We start from the raw sequence: 21,783 nt of genomic DNA, 5'->3' as shown, positions 1-21,783 counted from the left end.
TCTAATACCAAGGCCAGAGCTGCAATAAAAAAGCAATCCATATTTTAGTAGGAGGGATGTTTCCAAATGCCGATGATTGAAGTTGCGGGCAAGCAAGTTGAGGTTGACGAGGACGGATTCCTTGCTGACCCCAATACCTGGTTCCCCGAACTCGCTGACTACTTCGCCAAGACCGAGGGCATCGAGCAACTGACCGAGAAGCACTGGCAGGTTGTCAACTACCTCAAGGACTACTATGCCAAGAACGGTATCGCTCCGATGATCCGCAAGATGTGCAAGGACACCGGTATTTCGCTGAAGGAGATCTACGAGCTGTTCCCGTCCGGCCCGGCAAAGGGCGCATGCAAGATCGGCGGCCTTCCGAAGCCGACCGGCTGCGTGTAGGGACTTAAGACGCGGGAAAAATAACCCGGGGTAGCAATCCCCGGGTTATTTGCGTCTCCCTATAACGTCCCAGTGCCCAACGCTCAGTGCTCAATTAAGAAGGTGTTTCTTTGGTATTACAGAATCGTCCGCGGCTTGTCATCGCCGCCCCCCAGGGGCGTTCGGGGAAGACCACGGTAACGGCGACCCTGCTGGCCGCCCTGCGCCGGCGGGGCCTTGCGGTCCAACCGTTTAAGAAGGGCCCCGATTTCATCGATCCAAGCTGGCTTTCGCGGGTCGCCGGGCGGCAGTGCCGCAACCTGGATCTGTACCTTATGACGCCCGCCGCCATCCGGTCGTCGGTCGCCGCGAGCTCGGCGGACGCCGACATCGCAGTGGTGGAGGGGGCGATGGGGCTTTTCGACGGGCTCGACCTGGAAGGCAGCGGGAGCACGGCCGAGCTGGCCAAGGTCCTGGGCGCGCCTGTCATCCTGGTCGTGAACACGATGCGCATGACGCGCAGCGTGGCCGCCGTGGTCCTGGGATGCCAGCAGCTGGACCCCGACGTCAACCTGGCGGGCGTCGTGCTCAACAACGTGGCCCGGCCCCGGCACAGGGACATGCTGACGGCGGCCGTCGACCGCTATTGCGGCCTACCCGTGGTCGGGGTGTTCCCGAAGATGAAGGAGTATGCGGTGCCGGACCGCCACCTGGGGCTGGTCCCGGCCGAGGAAGACCGCCGGTTGCACCGGGCGATCGAGGCGTGGTCGGCCGACGCCGAAGAGCGGCTGGACATCGACCGCATCCTGGACATCGCCCGTTCGGCTCCGCCGCTGGACGCGCCGGATAGAGCCGCCGCCGTCCGGCAAGACGGTGACGGGCCCTGGATCGGCGTGCTGCGCGACCGCTCGTTCAGTTTTTATTACCCGGAGAACCTGGAACAGCTGACGCTGGCCGGCGCGCGCTTGGTTTTCATCGACAGCTTGAAGGATACCCTGCCGCCCGTTGACGGCCTGTACATCGGGGGCGGCTTTCCTGAGATCTTCGCGGCCCGACTCGAAGCCAACGCGGCGCTGCGGCAGGCCGTACGCGACGGCGTGGAGGACGGCATGCCGGTCTACGCCGAGTGCGGCGGCCTGATGTACCTGGGACGCTCGCTGACGTGGCGGGGGAAGGAGTACTGCATGGCCGGGGCCCTGCCCTTCGACGTGGACCTGGACGAAAAACCTCGCGGGCACGGGTACATGCTGATGGAGGTCGTGGGCCCGAATGCCTTCTTCCCGCGGGGGGCCTTGATCAAGGGGCACGAATTCCACCACTCCAGTCTTGCCGGTATCGATTTCAGCAAAGTCTCCTTCGCGCTCAAGGTCCATAAGGGTTACGGCATTGACGGCCTGCACGACGGGCTGGTGTACAAGAACACCTTTGCCGCCTATGCCCACATCCATGCCCTGAGCGTCCCCGAGTGGGCGCCTAACCTTGTCCGCCGGGCCGCCGAGTACAGGTTGAGGAAGGGGGAAGCGAGAAAGTGAGCGCCGTTGTCTTGTACATTACAGCAAGCGGGGTGGAGGAGGCCCAAAAACTGGCCAAAAGCCTCGTCGAGGAACGCCTGGTGGCCTGCGCCAACGTCATTCCCCGCATCCTCTCCACTTACTGGTGGGAGGGAAAAATCTGCGAGGATGAGGAGGCCGTCATTATCGCCAAGACCTCCTCGGCAATGGCGGACAGGGCGATAGCGGCGGTCAAGGAGCGGCACAGCTACCAGGTGCCGGCCATCCTCGCCCTCGAAGTCGCCAAGGGGCTGCCGGCATACCTGGAATGGCTGGCCGCGGAAGTACGTCCGTGAAGTTTCAATATGTTCATCCCTGGAGCCTTGCGCCGCGGGAGGCCGTCGCCCTTCAGGATGAACTGCGCGGGAGACTGCGCCTGACCGGGAAACTGGCAATGGATGACCTGTCACTGGTGGCGGGGGCGGATGTGTCTTTCCACCGGGCGACCAACACGGTGTTCGCGGCCGTTGTTGTCTTAAGCTACCCCCGGTTGGAGACTGTAGAGATGGCGACCGCGGTCAGAGAGGCCGATTTCCCCTACGTCCCGGGGCTCCTCGCCTTCCGCGAAGGCCCGGCGCTGGAAGAGGCCTTCGCGAGCCTGAGGAATGTCCCCCGGGCCGTCCTCTTTGACGGACATGGCATCGCCCATCCCCGCGGGATGGGGATCGCCTGCCACTTCGGGCTTATCCTCGGCTGCCCCACGGTCGGGGTGGCTAAGTCGCTGCTGGTGGGCGGGGGCGAGGACCCGGGCCCGGAGCCCGGAGATTCGAGCCCCCTGGAGTACAAGGGGAAGGTGGTCGGCATCCTTCTCCGAACGCGGCGGCGGGTCAAGCCGGTCTACGTTTCGGTAGGGTACGGTTTGGATTTGGACGCGGCGAAAGATCTGGTCCTGCGCTGCCTGAAAGGCTACCGGCTGCCGGAGCCGACGCGGCTGGCCCACATCGAGTCTAACCGCCTTCGGCTGGAACACGTGTAATAGAAGGGATTCGCATCGCGAATCCCTTCTATTACCAACTACCGGCTATTGGCTACTGAATTAGCCCGCGAGAGCCCACAGGGGCTCTTTTTTATTGCAGCCTGAATTTTGCACAGGCTTCTTAAGCAGAATAACCACAAAAGCGGGCTTCGCCCGCTGCCTTAACACTGTTAGAGCTCGGATTATGCACTACTTATGCCTTACTAACGACTATGAGGTCGACTTTGCCGACCCCTTTGATCTGGCTTAGCTTTATCCGAGTGCTGCATGCCGAGCGCTGAATACTAACTTTTTTAGGAGGGATTATATGCGTCACAAGTGGAAGGTGATGGCGGCATTGGCCGTCCTGGCGGTGACGTGTGCCGTGGCCCTGGCCCTCGAGTCCGGGGTCGGCGGACAGTCAGCCTTGCCGTGGGGAGGTGAAAGATACCAGGCGGCCTACAACGGTGTTCCGGCAACCGTACCGGTTGCCGGGCGTGCCTGGCCGTCCTTGGGTCTCGGCATACCCGAGGTGGCCGAAGCGGAATTCAGCAGAAGCGACAGCATCCACCTGCTGGCGCGGGTCATTCAAGGAGAGGCGGCGGGTGAACCATTCATTGGCAAGATCGCCGTCGCCGCCGTAATCATGAATCGCGTCCGGCATGCTTCGTTCCCCAATACGCTACCCGGGGTCATCTACCAGCGGCACGCCTTTGAATCGGTCTCCAACGGCCTGATCTGGCGAAGGCCGCCCTCCGCCGAAGCTTACCGGGCCGCCCGCCAGGCGCTGGCCGGTTGGGACCCCACGGGGGGAGCCATTTACTTCTGGAACCCGAGCAAACCCGTATCGCCCTGGATCTGGACCCGGCGCATCATCACCCAGATCGGGCGGCACGTGTTTGCCCGTTAAGAAAGGGGAAATACTGCATTGAGACGATGGACGCTCCCGGTTGGTCTAGGCTTGCTGCTTCTAGGGGCTGTATGGGCCTGGGGGTTTGACCAGCAGCGCACCGCGCAAGCCGTTACAACCGAGCTCAACAACCAGTACCAGCGCGCCTTTTACCAAACGCTTCACGACGTTCAGACGCTGGAGGCCCTGTTGGGGAAAGGCCTGGTGTCCGGCGCACCGCCCTTCGACGCCTCGGTTTTCGCCGAGATCCGCCAGACGGCCTTGCTGGCGCAGCGCGAGATGAGCTCGCTGCCGGTCCAGGATGTGACGCTCCTGCGGACGATGAAGTATCTCAATCAGGTGGCCGATTATTCGGGGTCGGTCCTGCGCGGGATAGCCCAGGGAAAGGAACCGTCCGCGGAAACCCGCGATACCCTTCGCCAACTGCAAAAGCAGGCGGCCGTCCTGAACACCCAGTTGCACGACGTCGAGAGGCAGGTGCAGCAAACCGGGGCCGACTTTTGGGACATCAGAGGCGCGCTCAGGCAGCGGACTGCCCTCAAAAAACCGCAGGTGCCCGAACCGCGGGAAGAGGACTTCATAAGCATCAACCGCCAGATGGAGGTCTTCCCGACGCTCATCTATGACGGTCCTTTTTCGGACCACCTCGAGCGCCCGCACCCGCTGGGTTTGACCGGCCGGACAATAACGGGCGAAGAGGCCAGGACCGCCGCCATCCGCGCCGTCGACCGCCTGCCCGGAGTTACCTATACCGCGCAGGTGATAGGGCAGACCCGGGGAGCTATCCCGGCTTACCGGGTCGAAGTGGTCGGGAGCAGGGGCCGGGCGCAGGAACGGATTACGATGGATATCGCTAAGAAGGGCGGGGAGCCTGTCTGGTTCCTCTCCACCCGACTGCCTCGTTCCGCCAGGATCAGCGCCGAGGCCGCGCGGGCCAGGGCGGAGCGCTACCTCGCCGCCCGCGGCAAGGCCGATGTGGAGCCCAGTTATTTTGAACGCCAGGAAAACGCCATAACCTTCAATTTTGCCACGCGCCAGAACGGTGTCGTCATGTACCCCGACCTGATCAAGGTTACGGTGGCCCTGGACAACGGGCAGGTCATCGGCCTTGAACAGCGGGGATTCCTGATGCAGCATCACCGGCGCACCGATCTCCAGCCTAGGATAACGGTTGATGACGCGCGCAAAAAGCTCAGCCCCAATCTCACCGTTACCGGTTCGCGCCTGGCAGTCATCCCGACCGACGGCGGCAGGGAGGTCCTCACCTGGGAGTTCAGGGGCAAGTCCGGTCCCAACGACTACCTGGTCTACATCGACGCCAAAAACGGCGCGGAAGTGAAAATCCTCCAGCTTGTCGACGTCAGGGAAGGCATCTTGACAATGTAATCCGCAGCCCTTGACGCCACAAAGGGGGGACGCCTGGCGCGTCCCCTTTTTAAACATAAACCAAGTTCCGATTTGCTATCTTGCCATCCACGACATCAAGTGCTAGTCTGAAGTTAACACCATAGCTTGTCGGCCATCTTCGTTAGGTGAGGCTACTGCACGGACACAAGCCACTGCCCGGACATGTCGAGAGACGCTAACGGGTCAGCAGGTACTACCGAAATAAGGTTTTACCTAGTGTGGCTGAGTAGCCGAGAAGTGAGAAGCGACTAACTTCGCACATCTCACCTCGCAAACTCTAGCCGTGTGTTGAGCCAAAGCTCGGACGAGTGAAGGAGGCTTGGTCAACCCGCAGGCCTTCTTATGAATCATGGGAAAGGCCTTTATTTTTTGGACTGGGCGCTGAGAATAGCTGGCGAGCAGCGGGCAGTAAAATAGCACTGAGCATGTCAAAAGCACTGAGCATTGAGCACTGAGATTATTATTGGGGTTATTAAAGAAGGGGTTTAGCTTTGCTGAATCCCCTCAAAGACCTCTCAATGCCCAAAGCTCAACGCTAAAAGCCTGGCGCTTTAGCGCCGGTTTAGGAGAGGGGGTGCCGCCTGTGTCTGAGGAAAAAGAAAGCGCGCTTGCCTTCGTCCGCGAGGTCTTGGCCTCGGGAATTACCGAAGAAAGCGTTTCCGAACTCCTGGAACAGCTTCAGCCTTACGACCTGGCAGAGGTCTTTCCGGAACTGGAACCCGACGAGCAACGCCAGCTGCTCTCCAGCCTTCCGGCCGATCTGACGGCCGAAATCCTGGAGCATTTGCCTTTTGACGAGCAATACCGGATACTGGACGACCTTGACAAGACACTCGCGCGTGAAATAGTGAACACGATGTCCAGTGACGCGCTGGCCGACCTCGTGATGGCCATCCATCCCCGCCAGGGACAGCGCCTGCTGAGCTGGCTCTCGGAAGACTACCAGGCCCAGATCACCGCCCTGATGGCTTACCCGGACGACACGGCGGGCTCCCTGGCCACTGTCGACTACATCGCCGCCCGTGAGCACTGGACGGCCAAGCAGGCTTTGGATCACGTGCGCAAAGTGGGCCGCGAGGCGGAAATCGTGTCCTATATCTATGTCCTTGACGCTAAGGGTCGCCTGGTGGGGGTCACGTCGCTGCGCGATTTGATTCTCTCCCCGGTCGATGCCAAGGTTGCCGACGTCATGAACTCCAAGGTCGTTTCCGTGTCGGCCCACGCGGACCAGGAAGAAGTGGCGAACACTCTGGCGAACTATGACTTCGTGGCTGTTCCGGTCGTGGACGACGCCTGGAGGATGGTCGGCATCGTCACCGTCGACGACGTCCTGGACGTCATCGAAGAGGAAGCCACCGAGGACTTCCAGCTCATCGGCGGCAGCCAGCCCCTTGACGAGCCGTACCTGAAGTCAAGCCTTCTGCACCTGTTCAGGAAGCGCATCGGCTGGCTGCTGCTTCTGTTCATCGCCGGGGGCATTACTTCCAATATCCTGGCCTGGCAGGCCGACGCTCTGGAGAAAGCGGTCTCACTCGCTTTTTTTATCCCGCTGCTGATCGGCACCGGGGGCAACTCCGGTTCCCAGGCGGCGACCCTCGTTATCCGCGCCATGGCCGTCGGCGAGGTCTCGACGAGAGATTTCCTACGGGTTATCTGGCGGGAAGCGCGCCTGGGCATATTCCTGGGCATGACCATGGGCACGGTGATGTTTGTACGCGCCTTGACGCTTGGCGAGTCGCCCAGCCTGGGTATCACCGTCGCCCTCGCCATTGTTGCCATCGTCACCTTCAGTTCGAGCCTGGGGGCGACGCTGCCCATCATCGGTAAAAGGCTTGGCTTCGACCCGGCTGTATTCTCGGCGCCGATGATCTCGACCCTGGTCGACGCCACCGGACTGCTCATCTACTTTCAAGTCGCGCGGTGGATACTCGGCATTTAGGGCGCTGTGCGCCAAACCTAATACCTTACACCAGGAAAACTACGGCCGCGGCGTAGTTTTCCTATTGACAAAGGGCATGGCCCAATGCTAAGGTGTTACACAATAGCGGCAAGGCGTTGAAGGGGAAGAAAGGTGTTCCGATTTGCCCAGCGAGCCGGGGTGCGGTGTAAGCCCGGCCAAGGAAGACGCCCCGGCCGCCCCGGAGCCGAAAAACGGAAAAGGGAGAAAAGCCCTGAGTATGTTTTTCCGCAAGCCCTGCGTTAAGGGGCCGGAGTGGGCGCTTTTGTGCGCCAATTAAGGTGGTACCGCGGGAGAAACCCTCGTCCTTAAGATAGGACGAGGGTTTTTTGTTGTGGGTGTTCGGTACTGGAGCAGACGTAAGACGTAAGACTCAGGACTTAAGCGCCGAGGCCTTGGCCGCAGCGAACGCCCATCAATGTCCTACATCCTAAGTCCTAAGTCCTAAAGAGGAGGTAAGGCGAAGTGGAGGATAAGTTACAGATCTTGGAGCTGCTGGCGGGCGATGCCCGGCTGACCCCGGAGAGAATTGCCGTCATGCTTGACCGTCCTGAAGCCGAGGTGAGGGATGCCGTTGCCGAACTGGAGGCTAACCACACCATCCTCGGCTACCGGACGATGGTCAACTGGGAAAAGGTCGGCAAGGAAAGGATCCTGGCGCTGATCGAGGTGCGCGTCACCCCGCAGCGTGAGGTGGGTTTCCAGGCGATCGCCGAGCGTATCGGGCGTTATCCCGAGGTCAAGAGCCTCTACCTGATGTCGGGCGCCTTCGACCTCGCGGTGTTCATCGAAGGGAAGACCATCCAGGAGGTGGCCTTTTTCGTGGCTACCAAACTGGCCCCGCTGGACGGGGTAACCCATACCACGACACACTTCGTCCTGCAGACCTTCAAGGAGGACGGCGTCATCCTTACTGACGGCCGGGACGACCACAGGCTGGTGATGTCGCCATGAGGAACCGTTCCTGGGTCGGGCGTCTCAACCCCACCGTTGCGGCCGTCAAACCGTCGGGCATCCGCCGGTTTTTCGACCTCGCCTCGGAGATGAAGGGCGTCATCTCCCTCGGCGTGGGCGAGCCCGACTTCGTGACCCCCTGGCACATCCGGGAGGCGGCCATTTACGCCCTTGAGAAAGGCTACACCATGTATACGGCCAACAGCGGCCTGCCGGCGCTCCGGCAGGAGTTGGCCGGGTACTTGGCGGAATCCTTCGGCGTCGCCTACAACCCCGGCACGGAGATCTTGGTCACCGTCGGGGTCAGTGAGGCCTTCGACCTGGCCATGCGAGCCGTCGTCGCCCCCGGTGACGAGGTCCTGATCCCGGAACCCTCTTACGTATCGTACGAGCCGTGCACGCTCCTGGCGGGGGGCATTCCCGTCATGATCAAAACGGCCAAGGAACAGGGCTTCCGGCTCAGCGCCGAACAGGTGGAAAAGGCCGTAACGCCCAGGACCAAGGCGCTTATCCTTTGCTACCCGAACAACCCCACCGGAGCCGTCATGCCCAGGCGGGAACTCGAAGCCGTGGCCGAGGTGGCGGCGGCACGCGACCTTATCGTCATTGCAGATGAGATTTATGCCCAACTGACTTACGAAGGACAGCATACGTGCTTTGCTTCGCTGCCGGGCATGCGTGACCGGACCATCCTGCTGCAAGGGTTTTCCAAGGCCTTCGCTATGACCGGATGGCGTGTGGGCTACGCCGCCGGGCACGGCGACTTTATCGGGGCCATGACCAAGATCCACCAGTACACCATGCTCTGCGCATCCATCTCCGCGCAGATGGCCGCCCTGGAAGCGCTGAAAAACGGGCGCGACGAGATGCGCCGCATGGTCGGCCAGTACAATTACCGCCGCCGCCTGGTTATCAATGCCCTGAAAGAGATCGGCTTGCCTTGCTTCAACCCGGGCGGGGCCTTCTACGTCTTTCCCGACATCAGCGGGACGGGACTGTCCTCGGAAGAGTTCACCGAGCGGCTGCTGATGGAGGAGAAGGTGGCCGTCGTTCCCGGCAACGCCTTCGGCGATTCGGGGGAGGGGCACATCCGCATCTCCTACGCCGCCTCGGTGGAAAACCTGACCGAGGCCTTCAAGCGTATGGGCCGCTTTGTCCGCCGCTACCGGCTGGAACAGGCGGCAAATATGGTCTGAGCAGGTTCCGGGGGAGCCGCACCGGCTCCCCCGTGGACTGATGGGGTCAAACTTATCGATACTTGTCGATATTCGATATGGTATAGTCTTCCTAAGGCTATCTTGTCTTAACATTGGAGTGATGATCCTCTTGCGTCAGCCGCGTCTGCATCAGGATGAGGGGTTCTATCACGTTACGGCCAGAGGCAACCGTAAGGAAGAAGTCTTTCTTGAGGACGAAGACTATAGCAAGTATCTCCAATTAGTTGACAGGTACAGGAAACGCTATGGAGTAACTGTGCACGCCTTTACCCTGATGCCAAACCACGTCCATCTTTTATTACAGGTAGGGTCCATCCCACTGTGCAAGACAATGCAGGGTATTCAACAATGTTACACGCAATGGTGGAACAAGAAATACGGCCAAGTGGGACATGTTTTTCAGGGCCGGTATAAAGCCAGCCTCATTGAGGATGACGCCTATCTATTGGCAACCGTTCGTTACGTTCACCTCAACCCGGTGGATGCCGGAATCGTCAGCACCCCTGAAGATTATCCCTGGTCGAGCCATAGGTATTATCTTGGCCAGGTCTCTGACGGTCTTGTTGACTGCTCCTTCGTACAGGATCTGTTAATGGAGTACGGGGTTAAGGATATCGATGGGCTGTCAATGGTGTCTGAAAACAGTGTTGATCCGCATCCGAAGCCGAAAGCCAGGCCCGCTGCGGTACCTCCGCCAGAACCCCTTAAGGCAGATCTAAGTGCTGTGCTTGCAGCGGTATGTGGCGTTGCGGAAGTGGCTGGGGAGAGTATCATTGGTGGCGCACGGGACCGCCGATGTGTATGGGCCAGAAGGTTGTTCATGTATACTGCGGTGCGTGTTGCCGGTCATCGAGTTGTTGATGTCGCCAAGTTCCTTCATAAGGGTATTGACAAGGTCAGCACGGCGCTGCGTGATATCGATGAATCCGGTCCGCCTATTGAGGAAGAGCGGTGGATGGCCATCGTTAATGAGCTAAAGGTAAACAGGAGTATCGATAAATAACGATAAGTCTGACCCCAGCAGGAGACTGGGAGGGTTATACTTGTTAAACGACTGCAGGGACCGCCCATTGTTTCCTTGCCGAAAGGGGTAATCGGATGAACCGTTTCAGAACGCCGGCCTTTGGCCTCCTTCTTATCGTCCTGCTGCTGGTAAATTTGGCCGGTGGCTGCCGCCGGGAAGTCGGGAACACCTCGCCGGCGGCCTCACGGCCGCCTTTAGTCACGGCCGCCGCCACCGGGTTCGCCGCCTACCGCGAGGTCCCGGTCAACGTCAAACCGTCCGTGAAGCCCTACAGGGTTGCTGCTGACCTGGGGAATGTGACCAACAAGGAGCTTTTCACGTTCTCGCCTGCGGTCCGTCAACTGCTGATCCAAAACGGGTTTGTGGTGGTGCCGAACAAGAATCACTTCGAGTTTTTCCCGGTCTACGAGATGAACCGCTACGAGGAAGTCCCCGTTCCCAATTTTGTCACCACCGACGCGATGTTGCACAACTACCATCTGTACTTCAGCCACCTCCTGCGCACGCTGGAAAAGGACCGGCTGCGCCCCGAACTCCGGACGCTCACGGCGTCAATGCTGGCGGGGAGCGAAGAGCAGTACGGGGAACTGAAGGGAACCGGCTGGGAAAATGCGGCCCGGCGCAACGTCGCCTTTTTTGCCGTGGCCGCGAGGCTTTTGGATCCCTCGGCCGGCGTGCCTTCCTATGTACGCAATGAAGTGGAGGCCGAGTTAAAGCTTATCAGGGAGCACCGGGAGGTCTTTATCCCCTCCCCGGTGATGAACATCGGCAGCGCCGACCCCAATATGATGGATGCCTGCAAGGAGGACTACACACAGTACATCCCGCGCGGCCATTACGCCAAGTCTGATGACCTCAAGAGTTATTTCAAGGCGATGATGTGGTACGGGCGCTTGACTTTCCGGACTGTCAACGAGGACGAAACCAAATCGGCCGCCCTGATCACCGTGTTGCTCAGCAATAAGAAGCACTTTGATTCCTGGAACCGCATCTACGAGCCCACCAATTTCTTCGTCGGCAAGAGCGACGACCTCGGATTCTTCCAGTACCTTGAGGTGATGAACAAAACCTATGAGCGTGTGCCCTCGGCCAGGGAACTTGCCGCCGACCAGGACGCTTGGACCTCCTTCCTGGCCGCGGTGCGCGAGCTGGAACCTCCGGCCGTCAATTCAATGCCGATCTTTGACGAGACCGTCCAGCCCGACCGCGACAAGGAAATCAAGGGCTTCCGTTTTATGGGCCAGCGCTTCACCCTGGACGCCTTTATCTTTCAGCGACTAGTCTACCGTGAAGTGGGGGAAGACAGTCAGGGCCGGCGCCGCATGCTGCCCAAGGGCCTGGACATCCCTGCGGCGATGGGGTCGAAAGAGGCCTACGCTATCCTGGACGGTATGGGCGAAACCGGATACGCAAAGTACCCCGAGAACATGTGCAAGCTGCAGACCCATATGCGGAGGCTTGACGCCGGGACGTGGACGCAGAACCTGTACTGGTCCTGGCTGCATACACTGGTGCCCCTGACGGAACCTAAAGGGAAGGGGTATCCTTCGTTCATGACCAACCAGGCGTGGACGCGCAAGCAACTGGAGACCTACCTGGGAAGCTGGACCGAATTCAAGCACGACACCATCCTCTACGCCAAGCAAGTCTACGCCGAGATGGGCGGGGGAGGGGAGCCGGTCGACGACCGGGGCTACGTCGAACCCAATCCCGTCGTCTTTGCCCGCCTTGCGGCACTGACCAGGATGACCATTGACGGGCTGGAAAGCCGGGGGCTCTTGAACGAACGTGACAAGACTGCGCTGGAGCGGATGGAGGAACTGGCTCTTAGGCTCAAGACCATAGCCGAAAGGGAACTTGTCAACGAGTCCCTGACCGACGAAGAGTATGAACTCATCCGCGGCTTCGGCGGGCACCTGGAGCACTTCTGGCTGGAAGCCCTGGGGGACGAGGGCGTGGACCACCGTTCCGCCGTTTACGAAAACCCGGCCAGCCTGATTGCCGACGTTGCTACCGATCCGAACGGGCAGGTCCTGGAGGCGGGCACCGGCTACGTCAGCGAAATCTACGCCGTTGTTCCTGTAGACGGCAAGCTGCGCATTGCCAGGGGCGCTGTCTACTCCTACTACGAGTTCCCGTGGCCGGCCGAAGACCGCCTGACCGACCAGAAATGGCGGGTTATGCTTGCCGAGGACCAGGCTCCGCAACAGCCCGCCTGGACGAAGTTATATACGGCGCCGCGACAATGAGCAGGACCTTAAGGATACTTGTCTGTTCAGCAATCATGGGTCTGCTGGTTTTGCTGCCCGGCGCCGGGGACACGGCATCCCGGACTGTAACCGGGGATCTCGACGGCGATGGGGATGCCGAGCGCTACCTGCTCACCGGTCACCGCCTTACTGTCAGGGAGGGGGAGGCGATGCTCTGGCAGTCACCTCCCGAATGGCGTGTGGACGGTTTTTCGCTGGGGGATGTGGACAACGACGGCGCCGCTGACCTGGTGATGTCCCTGTGGAAAAAAGGGAGCTTCGGCCCGGTTAGGCCCTTCTGGGAGGACCGCGAGGACCGAAGCTACAAGAACCACCTCTTCGTCTACCGGCTGACGGGTGACGCCCTGCGGCCGGTCTGGTGTTCCTCCGATCTCGACCGTCCGATTGTCTCCTTCGTGATCCGGGATGCTGACAGTAACGGTTTGAACGAGCTGGTTGTCGAGGAAGGGGAGTACCGAAGGACTTTCGGTGAGCGTTACGCTCTGGACAGGAAAGCACCTGCCCGCACCACCGTCTGGAGGTGGGACGGGTGGGGTTTCAGCCTCTGTATGGACATTGAGTGACTCCTGCCTCCCGATCTTACTTCTCGCTTCATCTTACTTCCAACTTCCTGCGACCCGTCTCTCATATGGGCTGTTGAAAAACGGTTCTTTCTTGTCCGGCCCTGCCGCTTGTATAGCCATTCCGTATAGCGACCGGTGTCGAATATAATTGAATTAACCGATTGACCAGTCGAGGTGAGACGATAATGCCCACCCCGACCAGAAGAATTGGTTTTCTAGCCCTGCTGGTGCTGTCGGCCCTGGCGGTACTGCTTTTCAGCGTACCGGCTTTCTTTTCCCCGCCGCATGTCTTCGCCGGCGCTTTCCCCGGCGTCAGCCGGCTCCCTGTGGTGTCACTTCTTGATGATGTCGAGGCCGTTCCCGACGTTGATCCGGACGCGACCCCGGCGTACTACCGCGACCGGGTCGTCGTGCTGATGTACCACAACATCGGCGGGCCTCCGGGCCGGGGAACGATCTCCCCCGCGCGGTTCGAGGCCGACATCAGGGCCCTGCGTGCCAACGGGTTTAACTTTATTTCCCCCGAACAGATGGCCGCTTTCCTTGACGGCACGGCCGCCGTTCCTCCCAACGCCGTCTTGATCACCTTTGACGACGGTTACGAGGGGACGTACCGCTACGCCTACCCGACCCTTGCCGGAAACGGGGCCAAAGCCATCGTCTTTGTGATCGCCGGGTATGTCGGCCGGCCGGGTTACCTGACCTGGGACCAGCTCCGCGAGATGGCCGGGAGCGGTGTTTTTGCCGTCGGAGGGCACACTTTTGACCTTCACCGCCGGGCTCCCACGGGGCCGGGAACGTCGGCGCCGCAGACCGTGGCCTTCGTTTTCGATCCCGCTGCCGGTTGGAAGGAGACGTTTCTGCAATACAAGAACCGCGTCAGGCAAGACATTGCCTTGAGCAATGAGGTCTTCAGCACGCATCTGGGTATCCGAACGCCGTTTTTCGCCTATCCTTATGGCGCCTATACCCCTTACTTTATCGATATCCTCCGGGAAAACGGATACAGGTATTTCTTCACGGTTCGGCACGGGGTAAACGTTGAGGGGCAGAACCCGCTGTACCTAAAGCGTATTAACGCCGGCAGGTCCGATCTTTCGACGGATAAACTGATCAAAAAGATCAAGAAGGCCGGGCGTTCGCCCCTGGCCGGCCGCAGCGGTCCGGCGGCCTGGTTCCCCGCCTGGGTCCGCGACCCGGACCTGGGATTGGGGCTTTCACCTGTCTGGGCAAGCCCTGCCGTTAACCTGGGACAAGCAAGCCCGGACGCCCCGGGCGATTGATAATGTTCATGGAGAATCGTAACAATTGGTGATATACTATATGGAGACAGGAGGTGTTACAATGGAACAGGAGACAAGAATGATACATATCAGGATGCCGGTTGCCTTGATTAAGCAGATGGATGCTTACTTAAAAAAGAATAATAAGACCAAGACGGATTTTATTGTGCATGCTGTTGCCGAACGATTGCGTCGCGAAGCGGCGTTGGAGAGCTTCCGGGCTTTGCGAGGCTCGCTGGCGGCCGAAGACGCCCCGGAATGGGCAGCCGCTCCCGGCAGCGAGTGGGTAAGGGAACTGCGCGGCAAAGAGCGTGAGGTGCCGGTATGGGGTACCTTGTAGATACCTGCGTGTTTATCGACCATCTTACCGGACGGTTGCCCGCGCCCACCCAAGACATGCTGGAGCAGCAGTTGGGGTCAGGTGATCTCTGTACGAGCGTTATCGTCTACCACGAATTATTAACCGGGGCGCAATCGGCAGGAGCACGGGGAGCAGTAGAGCAGTTGCTGGCCCATTGGGAAGTGGTTCCGGTTGATGTTGCGGTGGCGGCCGAAGCGGCAGAGTTGCATCGGCGGTGGAAGGCTCAGGGCCGCACAATCGCAATGGCCGATGCTCTGATTGCGGCTACGGCCAGGGTACGCAATCTCAAGGTACTCACCAGCAATACCAAAGACTTCCCAGATGTCGTCGCGGTTAACCCCTCGGACCTTTAATGAAGGATTGAGACCTATTTCCCCTTTTGACCTCTGAGCCTGAGTCATTTTTCAGTTGAAGGCAAACAGGAGTATCGATAAATAACGATAAGTCTGACCCCATTTAGGTAGAGATCACCTTACACCCCCGCGCCGACCCAAGGGCGGAGGCGGGTTCGAAGCAGGCTTCTTGACAGAGGTGTTAGCGCATATTAAGCTAAAAAATATGGTTGACCATGAGACAACCAAATAGAGGCAGCAAGCCCTCTTGATAACAGTCGAGGAGGTCTGGAATGGGTTTCCTTCTGGCGAGCCTGCGGGCAGGTATCGAGCGGGCTCTACGCAATGCCGTGACGGCGTCCGGTGAAGAACTGGGACTGCCCGAGGGATTTGCGGTCCCCGCCTTCACGGTTGAGGTTCCAAAAGACCGGCAGCACGGCGATTTCGCCACCAACCTGGCCTTAGTCCTGACCAAGCCAGCCCGGCGTCCCCCACGCCAAATCGCTGACACGATTGTCCGTCACCTGTCACTGGCGGGCACACAGGTGCAAGAAGTCAGCATCGCGGGACCGGGCTTTATTAATTTCTACCTCGATCCCGGCTGGGTGCTGGGCGTCCTTGGCGAGATCGAAGCCCACGGGGAAAACTACGGACGCAGCAAGGTCGGCGGGGGCCGCAAGGTGCAGGTGGAGTTCGTCAGCGCCAATCCCACCGGCCTTTTGCATATGGGCAACGCGCGCGGGGCCGCCCTCGGCGACAGCATCGCCTCGCTCCTGGCCTTCGCGGGCTTCAACGTAACCAGGGAATTCTACATCAACGACGCCGGCCACCAGATCGAGAACCTGGCCCTTTCCCTGGAGGCCCGCTACCTCCAGGCCTTCGGGCAGGATGTAGCGGTACCCGAGCAGGGGTACCACGGCGAGGACTTGATCGAGACGGTCCGGCGCTTTATCGCCTTACACGGCGACCGTTACCTGGCCGCGCCGGCCGGGGAAAGGCGCGAGGCCCTGGTCCGCTTCGGCCTGGACGAAAAACTGGCGGCCATCCGGGAGACCCTGGAGCAGTTCGGCGTAACTTACGACGTCTGGTTCTCCGAGCGCAGCTTGCACGATTCGGGGGCCGTGCGGGAGACCTTGAACCTGCTCCGGGAGCGCGGGCACCTTTACGAGCACGAGGGGGCCCTCTGGTTCCGGGCCTCGGCTTTCGGGGTGGAGAAGGACGAGGTCGTCGTGCGCAACAACGGCGTGCCCACCTATTTTGCCGCCGACATCGCCTACCACAAGAACAAGTTCGACCGCGGTTTCCAGTGGGTGATCAACATCTGGGGCGCCGACCATCACGGCCACGTGGCCCGCATGAAGGGGGCGATGGCCGCCCTGGGTTACGACCCCGACGCCCTCGAGGTGGTGATCATGCAGCTGGTGCGGCTTTACCGGGGCGGGGAAATCGTGCGCATGTCCAAGCGTTCCGGCCAGTACGTGACCCTCGACGAACTCCTGGACGAGGTGGGCAAGGACGCCGCCAGGTACTTCTTCGTCACCCGGAGCGCCGACAGCCACCTCGATTTCGACCTTGACCTCGCCAAGGCTCAGAGCAACGAGAACCCGGTCTATTACATCCAGTACGCCCATGCGCGCATCGCCAGCATCCTGCGGCAGTTGGAGGCCAGGGGTAAGGAGATGCCGCGGGCGGAGGACGTCGACCTCACCCTGCTGCAAGAGGACGCCGAAAGGGCGCTGCTGCGCCGGCTGGCCGACTTCCCGGAAGAGGCCGCGCAGGCGGCGCTGGACCTGGCCCCGCACCGTGTGGCGTACTACGTGCACGACCTGGCCGGGCTTTTCCACAGCTTCTACAACGCCTACCGGGTCTTGGGGGTGGACGAGCCCCTGGAGGACGCCCGCCTGATCCTGGTGAACGCTACGCGCATCGTCCTGCGCAGGGCTCTGGACCTCTTGGGCGTTGCGGCACCGGATAGAATGTAAAGGATGGATTGTGGGGAGGAGAACATGGCCAAATTCATTTTTGTTACCGGCGGTGTGGTTTCGTCACTGGGCAAGGGTATCACGGCGGCTTCCATGGGCCGCCTTTTAAAAAGCCGCGGCGTCAAGGTGGCGATCATGAAGCTCGATCCCTACCTGAACGTCGACCCCGGGACGATGAGCCCCTACCAGCACGGTGAGGTGTTCGTCACCGAGGACGGGGCGGAGACCGACCTCGACCTCGGCCACTACGAGCGCTTTATCGACATCAACCTGACCCGCTATTCCAACGTCACCACCGGGAGCGTTTACGCCGAGGTCATCCGCAAAGAGAGGCACGGGGAGTACCTCGGCGGGACCGTCCAGGTCATTCCGCACATCACCAACGAGATCAAGGAACGGGTCCTGAGGGTGGCCAAGGAGACGCGCGCCGACGTCGTTATCGGCGAGATCGGCGGCACGGTGGGCGACATCGAATCCCAGCCCTTCCTGGAGGCCATCCGCCAGCTTAAAAGCGACCTGGGAAGGGGCCACATTCTTTACGTCCACGTGACCCTGGTCCCCTACGTGAGAGCCGCCAAGGAGCTTAAGACCAAGCCGACCCAGCACAGCGTAAAGGAATTGAGGGGTATCGGCATCCAGCCCGACATCCTGGTCTGCCGGACCGAGAGGCCCTTCCCGCCCAACCTGAAACGCAAGATCGCCCTCTTCTGCGACACCGAAGAAAGGGCGGTCATCCAGGCCCTCGACGCCCCTTCGATCTACGACGTGCCGCTGATGATGGAGCGGGAGGGGCTGGCCGAGGTGGCCGTTGAGAAACTGAACCTGGTCTGCGGCCCCCCCAACCTCGGCGAGTGGGAGGACATGGTCGCCCGCCTCAAGAACCCCAAGGACTTCGTGAAGATCGCCCTCGTCGGCAAGTACGTCTCCCTCCCGGACGCCTATTTCAGTGTTTCCGAGGCCCTCTACCACGCTGGTATCGCCAACAGCGCCAGGGTGGAAATCAAGTACGTCAACGCCGAGGACCTGGAAACCAACGCCGTGGAGGATTACATCCTTGATGCCGACGGTGTCCTGGTCCCGGGCGGGTTTGGAGACCGTGGTACGGAGGGCAAGGTCCGGGCCATCCGCTACGCGCGGGAGCGGAAGATCCCCATGCTGGGCATCTGCCTCGGCATGCAGCTGGCCTGCGTGGAGTTCGCGCGCAACGTCATAGGCCTGCAGGGGGCCAACAGCCCTGAGTTCGACCCGGGCACCAGACACCCTGTCATCGACCTCCTTCCCGAGCAGAAGAACATCGCCGACCTCGGCGGGACCATGCGCCTAGGCGGTTACCCCTGCCACCTGGTGCCGGGCTCCAGGGCGCACCGTGCCTATGGCGACACCGTGGTCATCGAGCGGCACCGGCACCGTTACGAGTTCAACAACGAATACCGCGGCCAGTTTATGGAGTGGGGTATGCAGTTCACCGGTCTGTCGCCCGACGGCAGGCTGGTAGAGATCATCGAGCTGGCCGATCATCCCTGGTTTGTCGCGACGCAGTTCCATCCGGAGTTTAAGTCGCGGCCGAACCGCCCGCATCCGCTCTTCCGCGACTTCGTCGGCGCCGCCCTACGGAACAGGGCCGACTAGCCGGTCCTGTTTCGGGTGTTAGGTATTGGGCGTTGGATTAAGATGCAGGATATAAGGTATTGAGGTTTAAAAGCAGGCTTTGTGGCTGGGTTCGAGTGACGGATATTGGCTGTTCAGCTTTATTTGATCGGGAATTCGGCTCAGCCGAATCCCTTCAAGTATCCAACATCCAACACCGGCCCAGCGTTATACACGAGTAGGTCAAGTGTTATACCTTTTTATCGGGGGTGTAAAAGTGTCACGTAAAGTTTGGGCTGCCGTTGTCCTGGGGGTGGCCCTCCTTTCTATCGTCGTGGCCGCGGTCATCGGTGCCCGTAATGGGGCACCGGGCGCTTACGGCGCCGGCGGGGAGGCCGTGGGGGTCGTCTCGATCGAAGGAATGATTGTGGGCAGCGCCCCATCCGGGCCTTTTGCCTCCAACGCCTCTGCGGATGATATCGTGGAACGCCTGGATATGGCCAGGGAAGATGACGCGATCAAGGCCGTGGTGCTACGGATGAACAGCCCCGGCGGCAGTGCGGCCGCCTCCCAGGAAATAGCCGATGCCGTCACGCGCCTCCGGGAATCCGGGAAGGTCGTCGTCGTGTCGATGAGCGACGTGGCGGCCTCCGGCGCCTACTGGATCGCCTGCCGGGCCGACACCATCGTAGCCAACCCGGCGACGATCACGGGCAGTATCGGCGTGATTCTGGAGACCGTCCAGGTGCAGGAACTGTACGGTAAACTGGGAATCTCGAACGAGGTGTTCAAGAGCGGCCCTCACAAGGACATGGGTTCACCCACCCGGCCGGTGACCGAGCAAGAACGGGCCATCTTCCAGGGAATGGTGGATGACATTTACCATCAGTTTGTGGATGTCGTCGCCCAAGGCCGTGACTTGAGCAGGGAACGGGTACTGCAACTGGCCGACGGGCGCATCTATACCGGCAGGCAGGCCGAAGGATTAGGCCTTGTCGACGAATTGGGCGGGCTCGAGGATGCCATCAGGATCGCCGCCGACCGGGCGGGCATCAAGGGCGAGCCCAGGGTGGTGGAGATCGGCGTCCCCGATTTCTGGAGCTGGCTGTCGTCAGGGTTTTCTTCGCTGGGTCGGATGATCGACCCCGGCGCCTGGCTGCTCACCGACCCGGTGATCAGGCAAAGATAAGCTGACACTGGCGCCAGCCAGGGGAAGTGGGGAGAAATCAATTGTCAAGCCATACTAATTTGCTGGAACTTGTTTACGGCGTCCTGTTCGACCCCGTAGCGACCTTTCGCAGGCTGGCCGAAAGCCCGCCGCTGGGGACGACCTTTATCCTGATTACGATATTAAACGCGGCCGCCGTGCTGATGGGTCTCTTCACCCTGCGCCTGGCGCCCCATGAAGTGTTTGGTGCGGTCGGGGCGGGGCTGAGTGTCGGCATCGCCCTCGGCAGCTTTTTCTTGTGGTACGTTAAATGGCTGTGCTACGGCGCCGTCCTGCACCTCGTCGCCCAGCTGTTCGGCGGAACGGGCCACGCCCGGGCCACCCTTGTCGCTTACGGGTTGGCGAGCCTCCCCGGGCTGTTCATGTTTCCCGTCCAGAGCCTGTCGCTGCTCTTTACCGGCAAATCTGCCGGCTTCATTCCGGGCCTGGCGAGCGTCGGCCTCTTTATCTGGAGTGTCGTCCTCCTGGTCGTGGGCATGCGGGAAATGCACCGGATGGAGACGGCCCGCGCCCTCGCCGTTGTTTTCCTGCCGGCGGTCGTGCTTATTGTGTTGCTTGCGGGATTAATCGGGCTGGCCGTCCTGGGACTGATCACGGCCGCCCCGAGTCTGCCATTACCCCCGCTCTAACTTCCCACTTCCTGCCTTTCAAAAAGCAGGATTCCCCTTCGGTCGCCGCGAACCCATGGATATATTTTGCATAATGGTGGGATGGGGGATGCTTTTGGTCGTGGATGACCAACCGGCAATCCGGCAGCTTTTGTTCGAGGCCCTGACCAATGACGGTTTCAGCGTCGAACTGGCTTCCAACGGTCGGGAAGCCCTCGCCAAGGTGAAGCAGGAAACCCCGGAGCTGATTCTGCTGGACCTCAAGATGCCGGGGATGAGCGGCCTGGAGACGCTGCGCGAAATCCACAAGATCAGTCCCAACGTGCCCGTTATCCTGATCACTGCTTACGGTGAATTATCCGATCCCGGTGAGGCCGAGAGGATGGGTGTTCGCTGCCTTATTCTCAAACCCTTTGACCTCAACGATGTGCGCAAAATCGTCCGGAAGGTGTTGGCCTACGTTTCCGCTTAGAATTGCGCAAGAGGAATTCGTGTCTAGGCTGGCGAACTAGCTTGTGGGAGGTTCTTGTATTGGTCGTCAACACCGACACCACGCTCGCTCTCTGTTGTCCCGACTGCGGCCGGCTCGGGTTGCATGTCGTTTCGCGCTTTATCTTCTGCCGGGAAAAAAGGCGGGAGATCAAGTGTTCCTGCAAAACGCTGCTCGCCGTGATCGCCACGCGGGACCACAAGCGTTTCTGGCTGGAGATCAACTGTATCGTATGCGAAGCCACCCACCTCTACCGCCTGACGGCCAAAGAGCTTTGGCCGCGGGAAATCATTCACCTTTCGTGCCAGGAAACAGGCCTGGAACTGGGGCAGATCGGTCCGAGGGCGAAGGTCAAAGAGTACCTTAAAGGCCAGCAGACGGCCCTGGAAACCCTGGTAGAGGAAATGGGCGGGCAGACCTACTTCAAAAACGCCGAGATCATGCTTTCCGCCCTGAGTTTTGTGCACAGCCTGGCCGAGGACGGCAACCTCTGCTGTCCCTGCGGGCGCAACCAGATCGAGCTGGAGATTTTCCCCGACCGAATCGAACTGCACTGCCGTCATTGTAAACGGGTTAAGGTTGTCAAGGCCGAATCGGAGCAGGATGCCCTTTCCCTGCAGGCGCTGAAGAAGATCGAACTCTCCTGGTGCACCCTGCCTGACGTCCCCGAACACGCCTTCCGGAAACACGATAACAAGTAAGCCGTCAGTAAAGCTGCCGGAGGCCGGGAATAATAGCACTG

At 60.4% G+C, this 21,783-nt stretch carries 21 protein-coding genes, 1 riboswitch and 1 other annotated feature; all 21 genes read left to right on the top strand.

Annotated features, from left to right (window positions below):
* The first annotated feature begins 66 nt into the window (after positions 1–66).
* Positions 67–384, top strand: coding sequence for a TusE/DsrC/DsvC family sulfur relay protein (locus ACPV0M_RS10185; protein WP_425620535.1), 318 nt, complete (start codon positions 67–69; stop codon positions 382–384).
* A 110-nt stretch (positions 385–494) separates the two neighbouring features.
* The gene (locus tag ACPV0M_RS10180; protein WP_425620534.1) at positions 495–1,895 is read left to right on the top strand and encodes a cobyrinate a,c-diamide synthase; all 1,401 of its coding nucleotides are present in this window, start codon (positions 495–497) and stop codon (positions 1,893–1,895) included.
* Positions 1,892–2,209, top strand: coding sequence for a divalent-cation tolerance protein CutA (gene cutA, locus ACPV0M_RS10175; protein WP_425620533.1), 318 nt, complete (start codon positions 1,892–1,894; stop codon positions 2,207–2,209). Before ACPV0M_RS10180 ends, cutA begins: the two co-directional genes overlap by 4 nt.
* Entirely contained in the window at positions 2,206–2,889 is a 684-nt protein-coding gene (gene nfi / locus ACPV0M_RS10170) for a deoxyribonuclease V (protein WP_425620532.1), read from the top strand. Before cutA ends, nfi begins: the two co-directional genes overlap by 4 nt.
* 307 nt (positions 2,890–3,196) lie before the next feature.
* Positions 3,197–3,778, top strand: coding sequence for a cell wall hydrolase (locus ACPV0M_RS10165; RefSeq protein WP_425620531.1), 582 nt, complete (start codon positions 3,197–3,199; stop codon positions 3,776–3,778).
* A gap of 51 nt (positions 3,779–3,829) precedes the next feature.
* Positions 3,830–5,164, top strand: a complete 1,335-nt coding sequence (gene ypeB / locus ACPV0M_RS10160; RefSeq protein ID WP_425620530.1) for a germination protein YpeB — start codon at positions 3,830–3,832, stop codon at positions 5,162–5,164.
* A gap of 131 nt (positions 5,165–5,295) precedes the next feature.
* Positions 5,296–5,505, top strand: a riboswitch (M-box (ykoK) riboswitch).
* A 263-nt stretch (positions 5,506–5,768) separates the two neighbouring features.
* Positions 5,769–7,124, top strand: coding sequence for a magnesium transporter (gene mgtE / locus ACPV0M_RS10155; RefSeq protein WP_425620529.1), 1,356 nt, complete (start codon positions 5,769–5,771; stop codon positions 7,122–7,124).
* Positions 7,125–7,231: 107 nt separating this feature from the next.
* Positions 7,232–7,455: a binding site (T-box leader), on the top strand.
* Between the two features lie 152 nt (positions 7,456–7,607).
* Positions 7,608–8,096, top strand: coding sequence for an Lrp/AsnC family transcriptional regulator (locus ACPV0M_RS10150; RefSeq protein WP_425620528.1), 489 nt, complete (start codon positions 7,608–7,610; stop codon positions 8,094–8,096).
* Positions 8,093–9,292, top strand: a complete 1,200-nt coding sequence (locus ACPV0M_RS10145) for an aminotransferase class I/II-fold pyridoxal phosphate-dependent enzyme (protein ID WP_425620527.1) — start codon at positions 8,093–8,095, stop codon at positions 9,290–9,292. Before ACPV0M_RS10150 ends, ACPV0M_RS10145 begins: the two co-directional genes overlap by 4 nt.
* Before the next feature lie 130 nt (positions 9,293–9,422).
* Positions 9,423–10,316, top strand: a complete 894-nt coding sequence (locus ACPV0M_RS10140; RefSeq protein WP_425620526.1) for an REP-associated tyrosine transposase — start codon at positions 9,423–9,425, stop codon at positions 10,314–10,316.
* Between the two features lie 95 nt (positions 10,317–10,411).
* Positions 10,412–12,586, top strand: a complete 2,175-nt coding sequence (locus tag ACPV0M_RS10135) for a DUF3160 domain-containing protein (protein WP_425620525.1) — start codon at positions 10,412–10,414, stop codon at positions 12,584–12,586.
* Positions 12,583–13,170, top strand: coding sequence for an FG-GAP repeat domain-containing protein (locus tag ACPV0M_RS10130; protein WP_425620524.1), 588 nt, complete (start codon positions 12,583–12,585; stop codon positions 13,168–13,170). The genes ACPV0M_RS10135 and ACPV0M_RS10130 overlap by 4 nt, the downstream gene beginning before the upstream one ends.
* Positions 13,171–13,355: 185 nt before the next feature.
* Positions 13,356–14,453: a polysaccharide deacetylase family protein gene (locus tag ACPV0M_RS10125; protein WP_425620523.1), complete on the top strand. Its 1,098-nt coding sequence runs from the start codon at positions 13,356–13,358 to the stop codon at positions 14,451–14,453.
* 61 nt (positions 14,454–14,514) lie between these two features.
* A complete protein-coding gene (locus tag ACPV0M_RS10120) occupies positions 14,515–14,793 on the top strand; it encodes a YlcI/YnfO family protein (protein ID WP_425620522.1) in 279 nt (92 codons plus the stop codon).
* Positions 14,778–15,167 carry a type II toxin-antitoxin system VapC family toxin gene (locus tag ACPV0M_RS10115; RefSeq protein WP_425620521.1) on the top strand — a complete coding sequence of 130 codons (390 nt, stop codon included), beginning with the start codon at positions 14,778–14,780 and terminating at the stop codon, positions 15,165–15,167. The genes ACPV0M_RS10120 and ACPV0M_RS10115 overlap by 16 nt, the downstream gene beginning before the upstream one ends.
* Before the next feature lie 272 nt (positions 15,168–15,439).
* Entirely contained in the window at positions 15,440–17,128 is a 1,689-nt protein-coding gene (gene argS / locus ACPV0M_RS10110) for an arginine--tRNA ligase (protein WP_425620520.1), read from the top strand.
* 24 nt (positions 17,129–17,152) lie between these two features.
* Positions 17,153–18,757, top strand: coding sequence for a CTP synthase (locus ACPV0M_RS10105; protein ID WP_425620519.1), 1,605 nt, complete (start codon positions 17,153–17,155; stop codon positions 18,755–18,757).
* A gap of 235 nt (positions 18,758–18,992) precedes the next feature.
* Complete coding sequence (sppA, locus tag ACPV0M_RS10100) at positions 18,993–19,904, top strand: signal peptide peptidase SppA (RefSeq protein WP_425620518.1); 912 nt, start codon at positions 18,993–18,995, stop codon at positions 19,902–19,904.
* Between the two features lie 41 nt (positions 19,905–19,945).
* Positions 19,946–20,572, top strand: a complete 627-nt coding sequence (locus ACPV0M_RS10095) for a YIP1 family protein (protein ID WP_425620517.1) — start codon at positions 19,946–19,948, stop codon at positions 20,570–20,572.
* Between the two features lie 88 nt (positions 20,573–20,660).
* Positions 20,661–21,023, top strand: a complete 363-nt coding sequence (locus ACPV0M_RS10090; protein WP_425620516.1) for a response regulator — start codon at positions 20,661–20,663, stop codon at positions 21,021–21,023.
* Between the two features lie 59 nt (positions 21,024–21,082).
* Entirely contained in the window at positions 21,083–21,742 is a 660-nt protein-coding gene (locus ACPV0M_RS10085; protein ID WP_425620515.1) for a hypothetical protein, read from the top strand.
* Positions 21,743–21,783 lie beyond the last annotated feature (41 nt).

This window comes from Desulfosceptrum tomskiensis (assembly GCF_049818055.1).
GTDB lineage: Bacteria > Bacillota > Desulfotomaculia > Desulfotomaculales > JASEER01 > JBFLVT01.
This window is presented reverse-complemented; position numbering and strand designations above follow the sequence as displayed.

What these genes read in the sequence shown, in the direction of transcription:
- ACPV0M_RS10185 (WP_425620535.1), top strand. Translation starts at nt 67, where the DNA reads ATGCCGATGATTGAAGTTGCGGGCAAGCAAGTTGAGGTTGACGAGGAC.
- ACPV0M_RS10165 (WP_425620531.1), top strand. Translation starts at nt 3,197, where the DNA reads ATGCGTCACAAGTGGAAGGTGATGGCGGCATTGGCCGTCCTGGCGGTG.
- ACPV0M_RS10145 (WP_425620527.1), top strand. Translation starts at nt 8,093, where the DNA reads ATGAGGAACCGTTCCTGGGTCGGGCGTCTCAACCCCACCGTTGCGGCC.
- ACPV0M_RS10135 (WP_425620525.1), top strand. Translation starts at nt 10,412, where the DNA reads ATGAACCGTTTCAGAACGCCGGCCTTTGGCCTCCTTCTTATCGTCCTG.
- ACPV0M_RS10130 (WP_425620524.1), top strand. Translation starts at nt 12,583, where the DNA reads ATGAGCAGGACCTTAAGGATACTTGTCTGTTCAGCAATCATGGGTCTG.
- ACPV0M_RS10125 (WP_425620523.1), top strand. Translation starts at nt 13,356, where the DNA reads ATGCCCACCCCGACCAGAAGAATTGGTTTTCTAGCCCTGCTGGTGCTG.
- ACPV0M_RS10120 (WP_425620522.1), top strand. Translation starts at nt 14,515, where the DNA reads ATGGAACAGGAGACAAGAATGATACATATCAGGATGCCGGTTGCCTTG.
- ACPV0M_RS10115 (WP_425620521.1), top strand. Translation starts at nt 14,778, where the DNA reads ATGGGGTACCTTGTAGATACCTGCGTGTTTATCGACCATCTTACCGGA.
- argS (WP_425620520.1), top strand. Translation starts at nt 15,440, where the DNA reads ATGGGTTTCCTTCTGGCGAGCCTGCGGGCAGGTATCGAGCGGGCTCTA.
- ACPV0M_RS10105 (WP_425620519.1), top strand. Translation starts at nt 17,153, where the DNA reads ATGGCCAAATTCATTTTTGTTACCGGCGGTGTGGTTTCGTCACTGGGC.
- ACPV0M_RS10090 (WP_425620516.1), top strand. Translation starts at nt 20,661, where the DNA reads ATGCTTTTGGTCGTGGATGACCAACCGGCAATCCGGCAGCTTTTGTTC.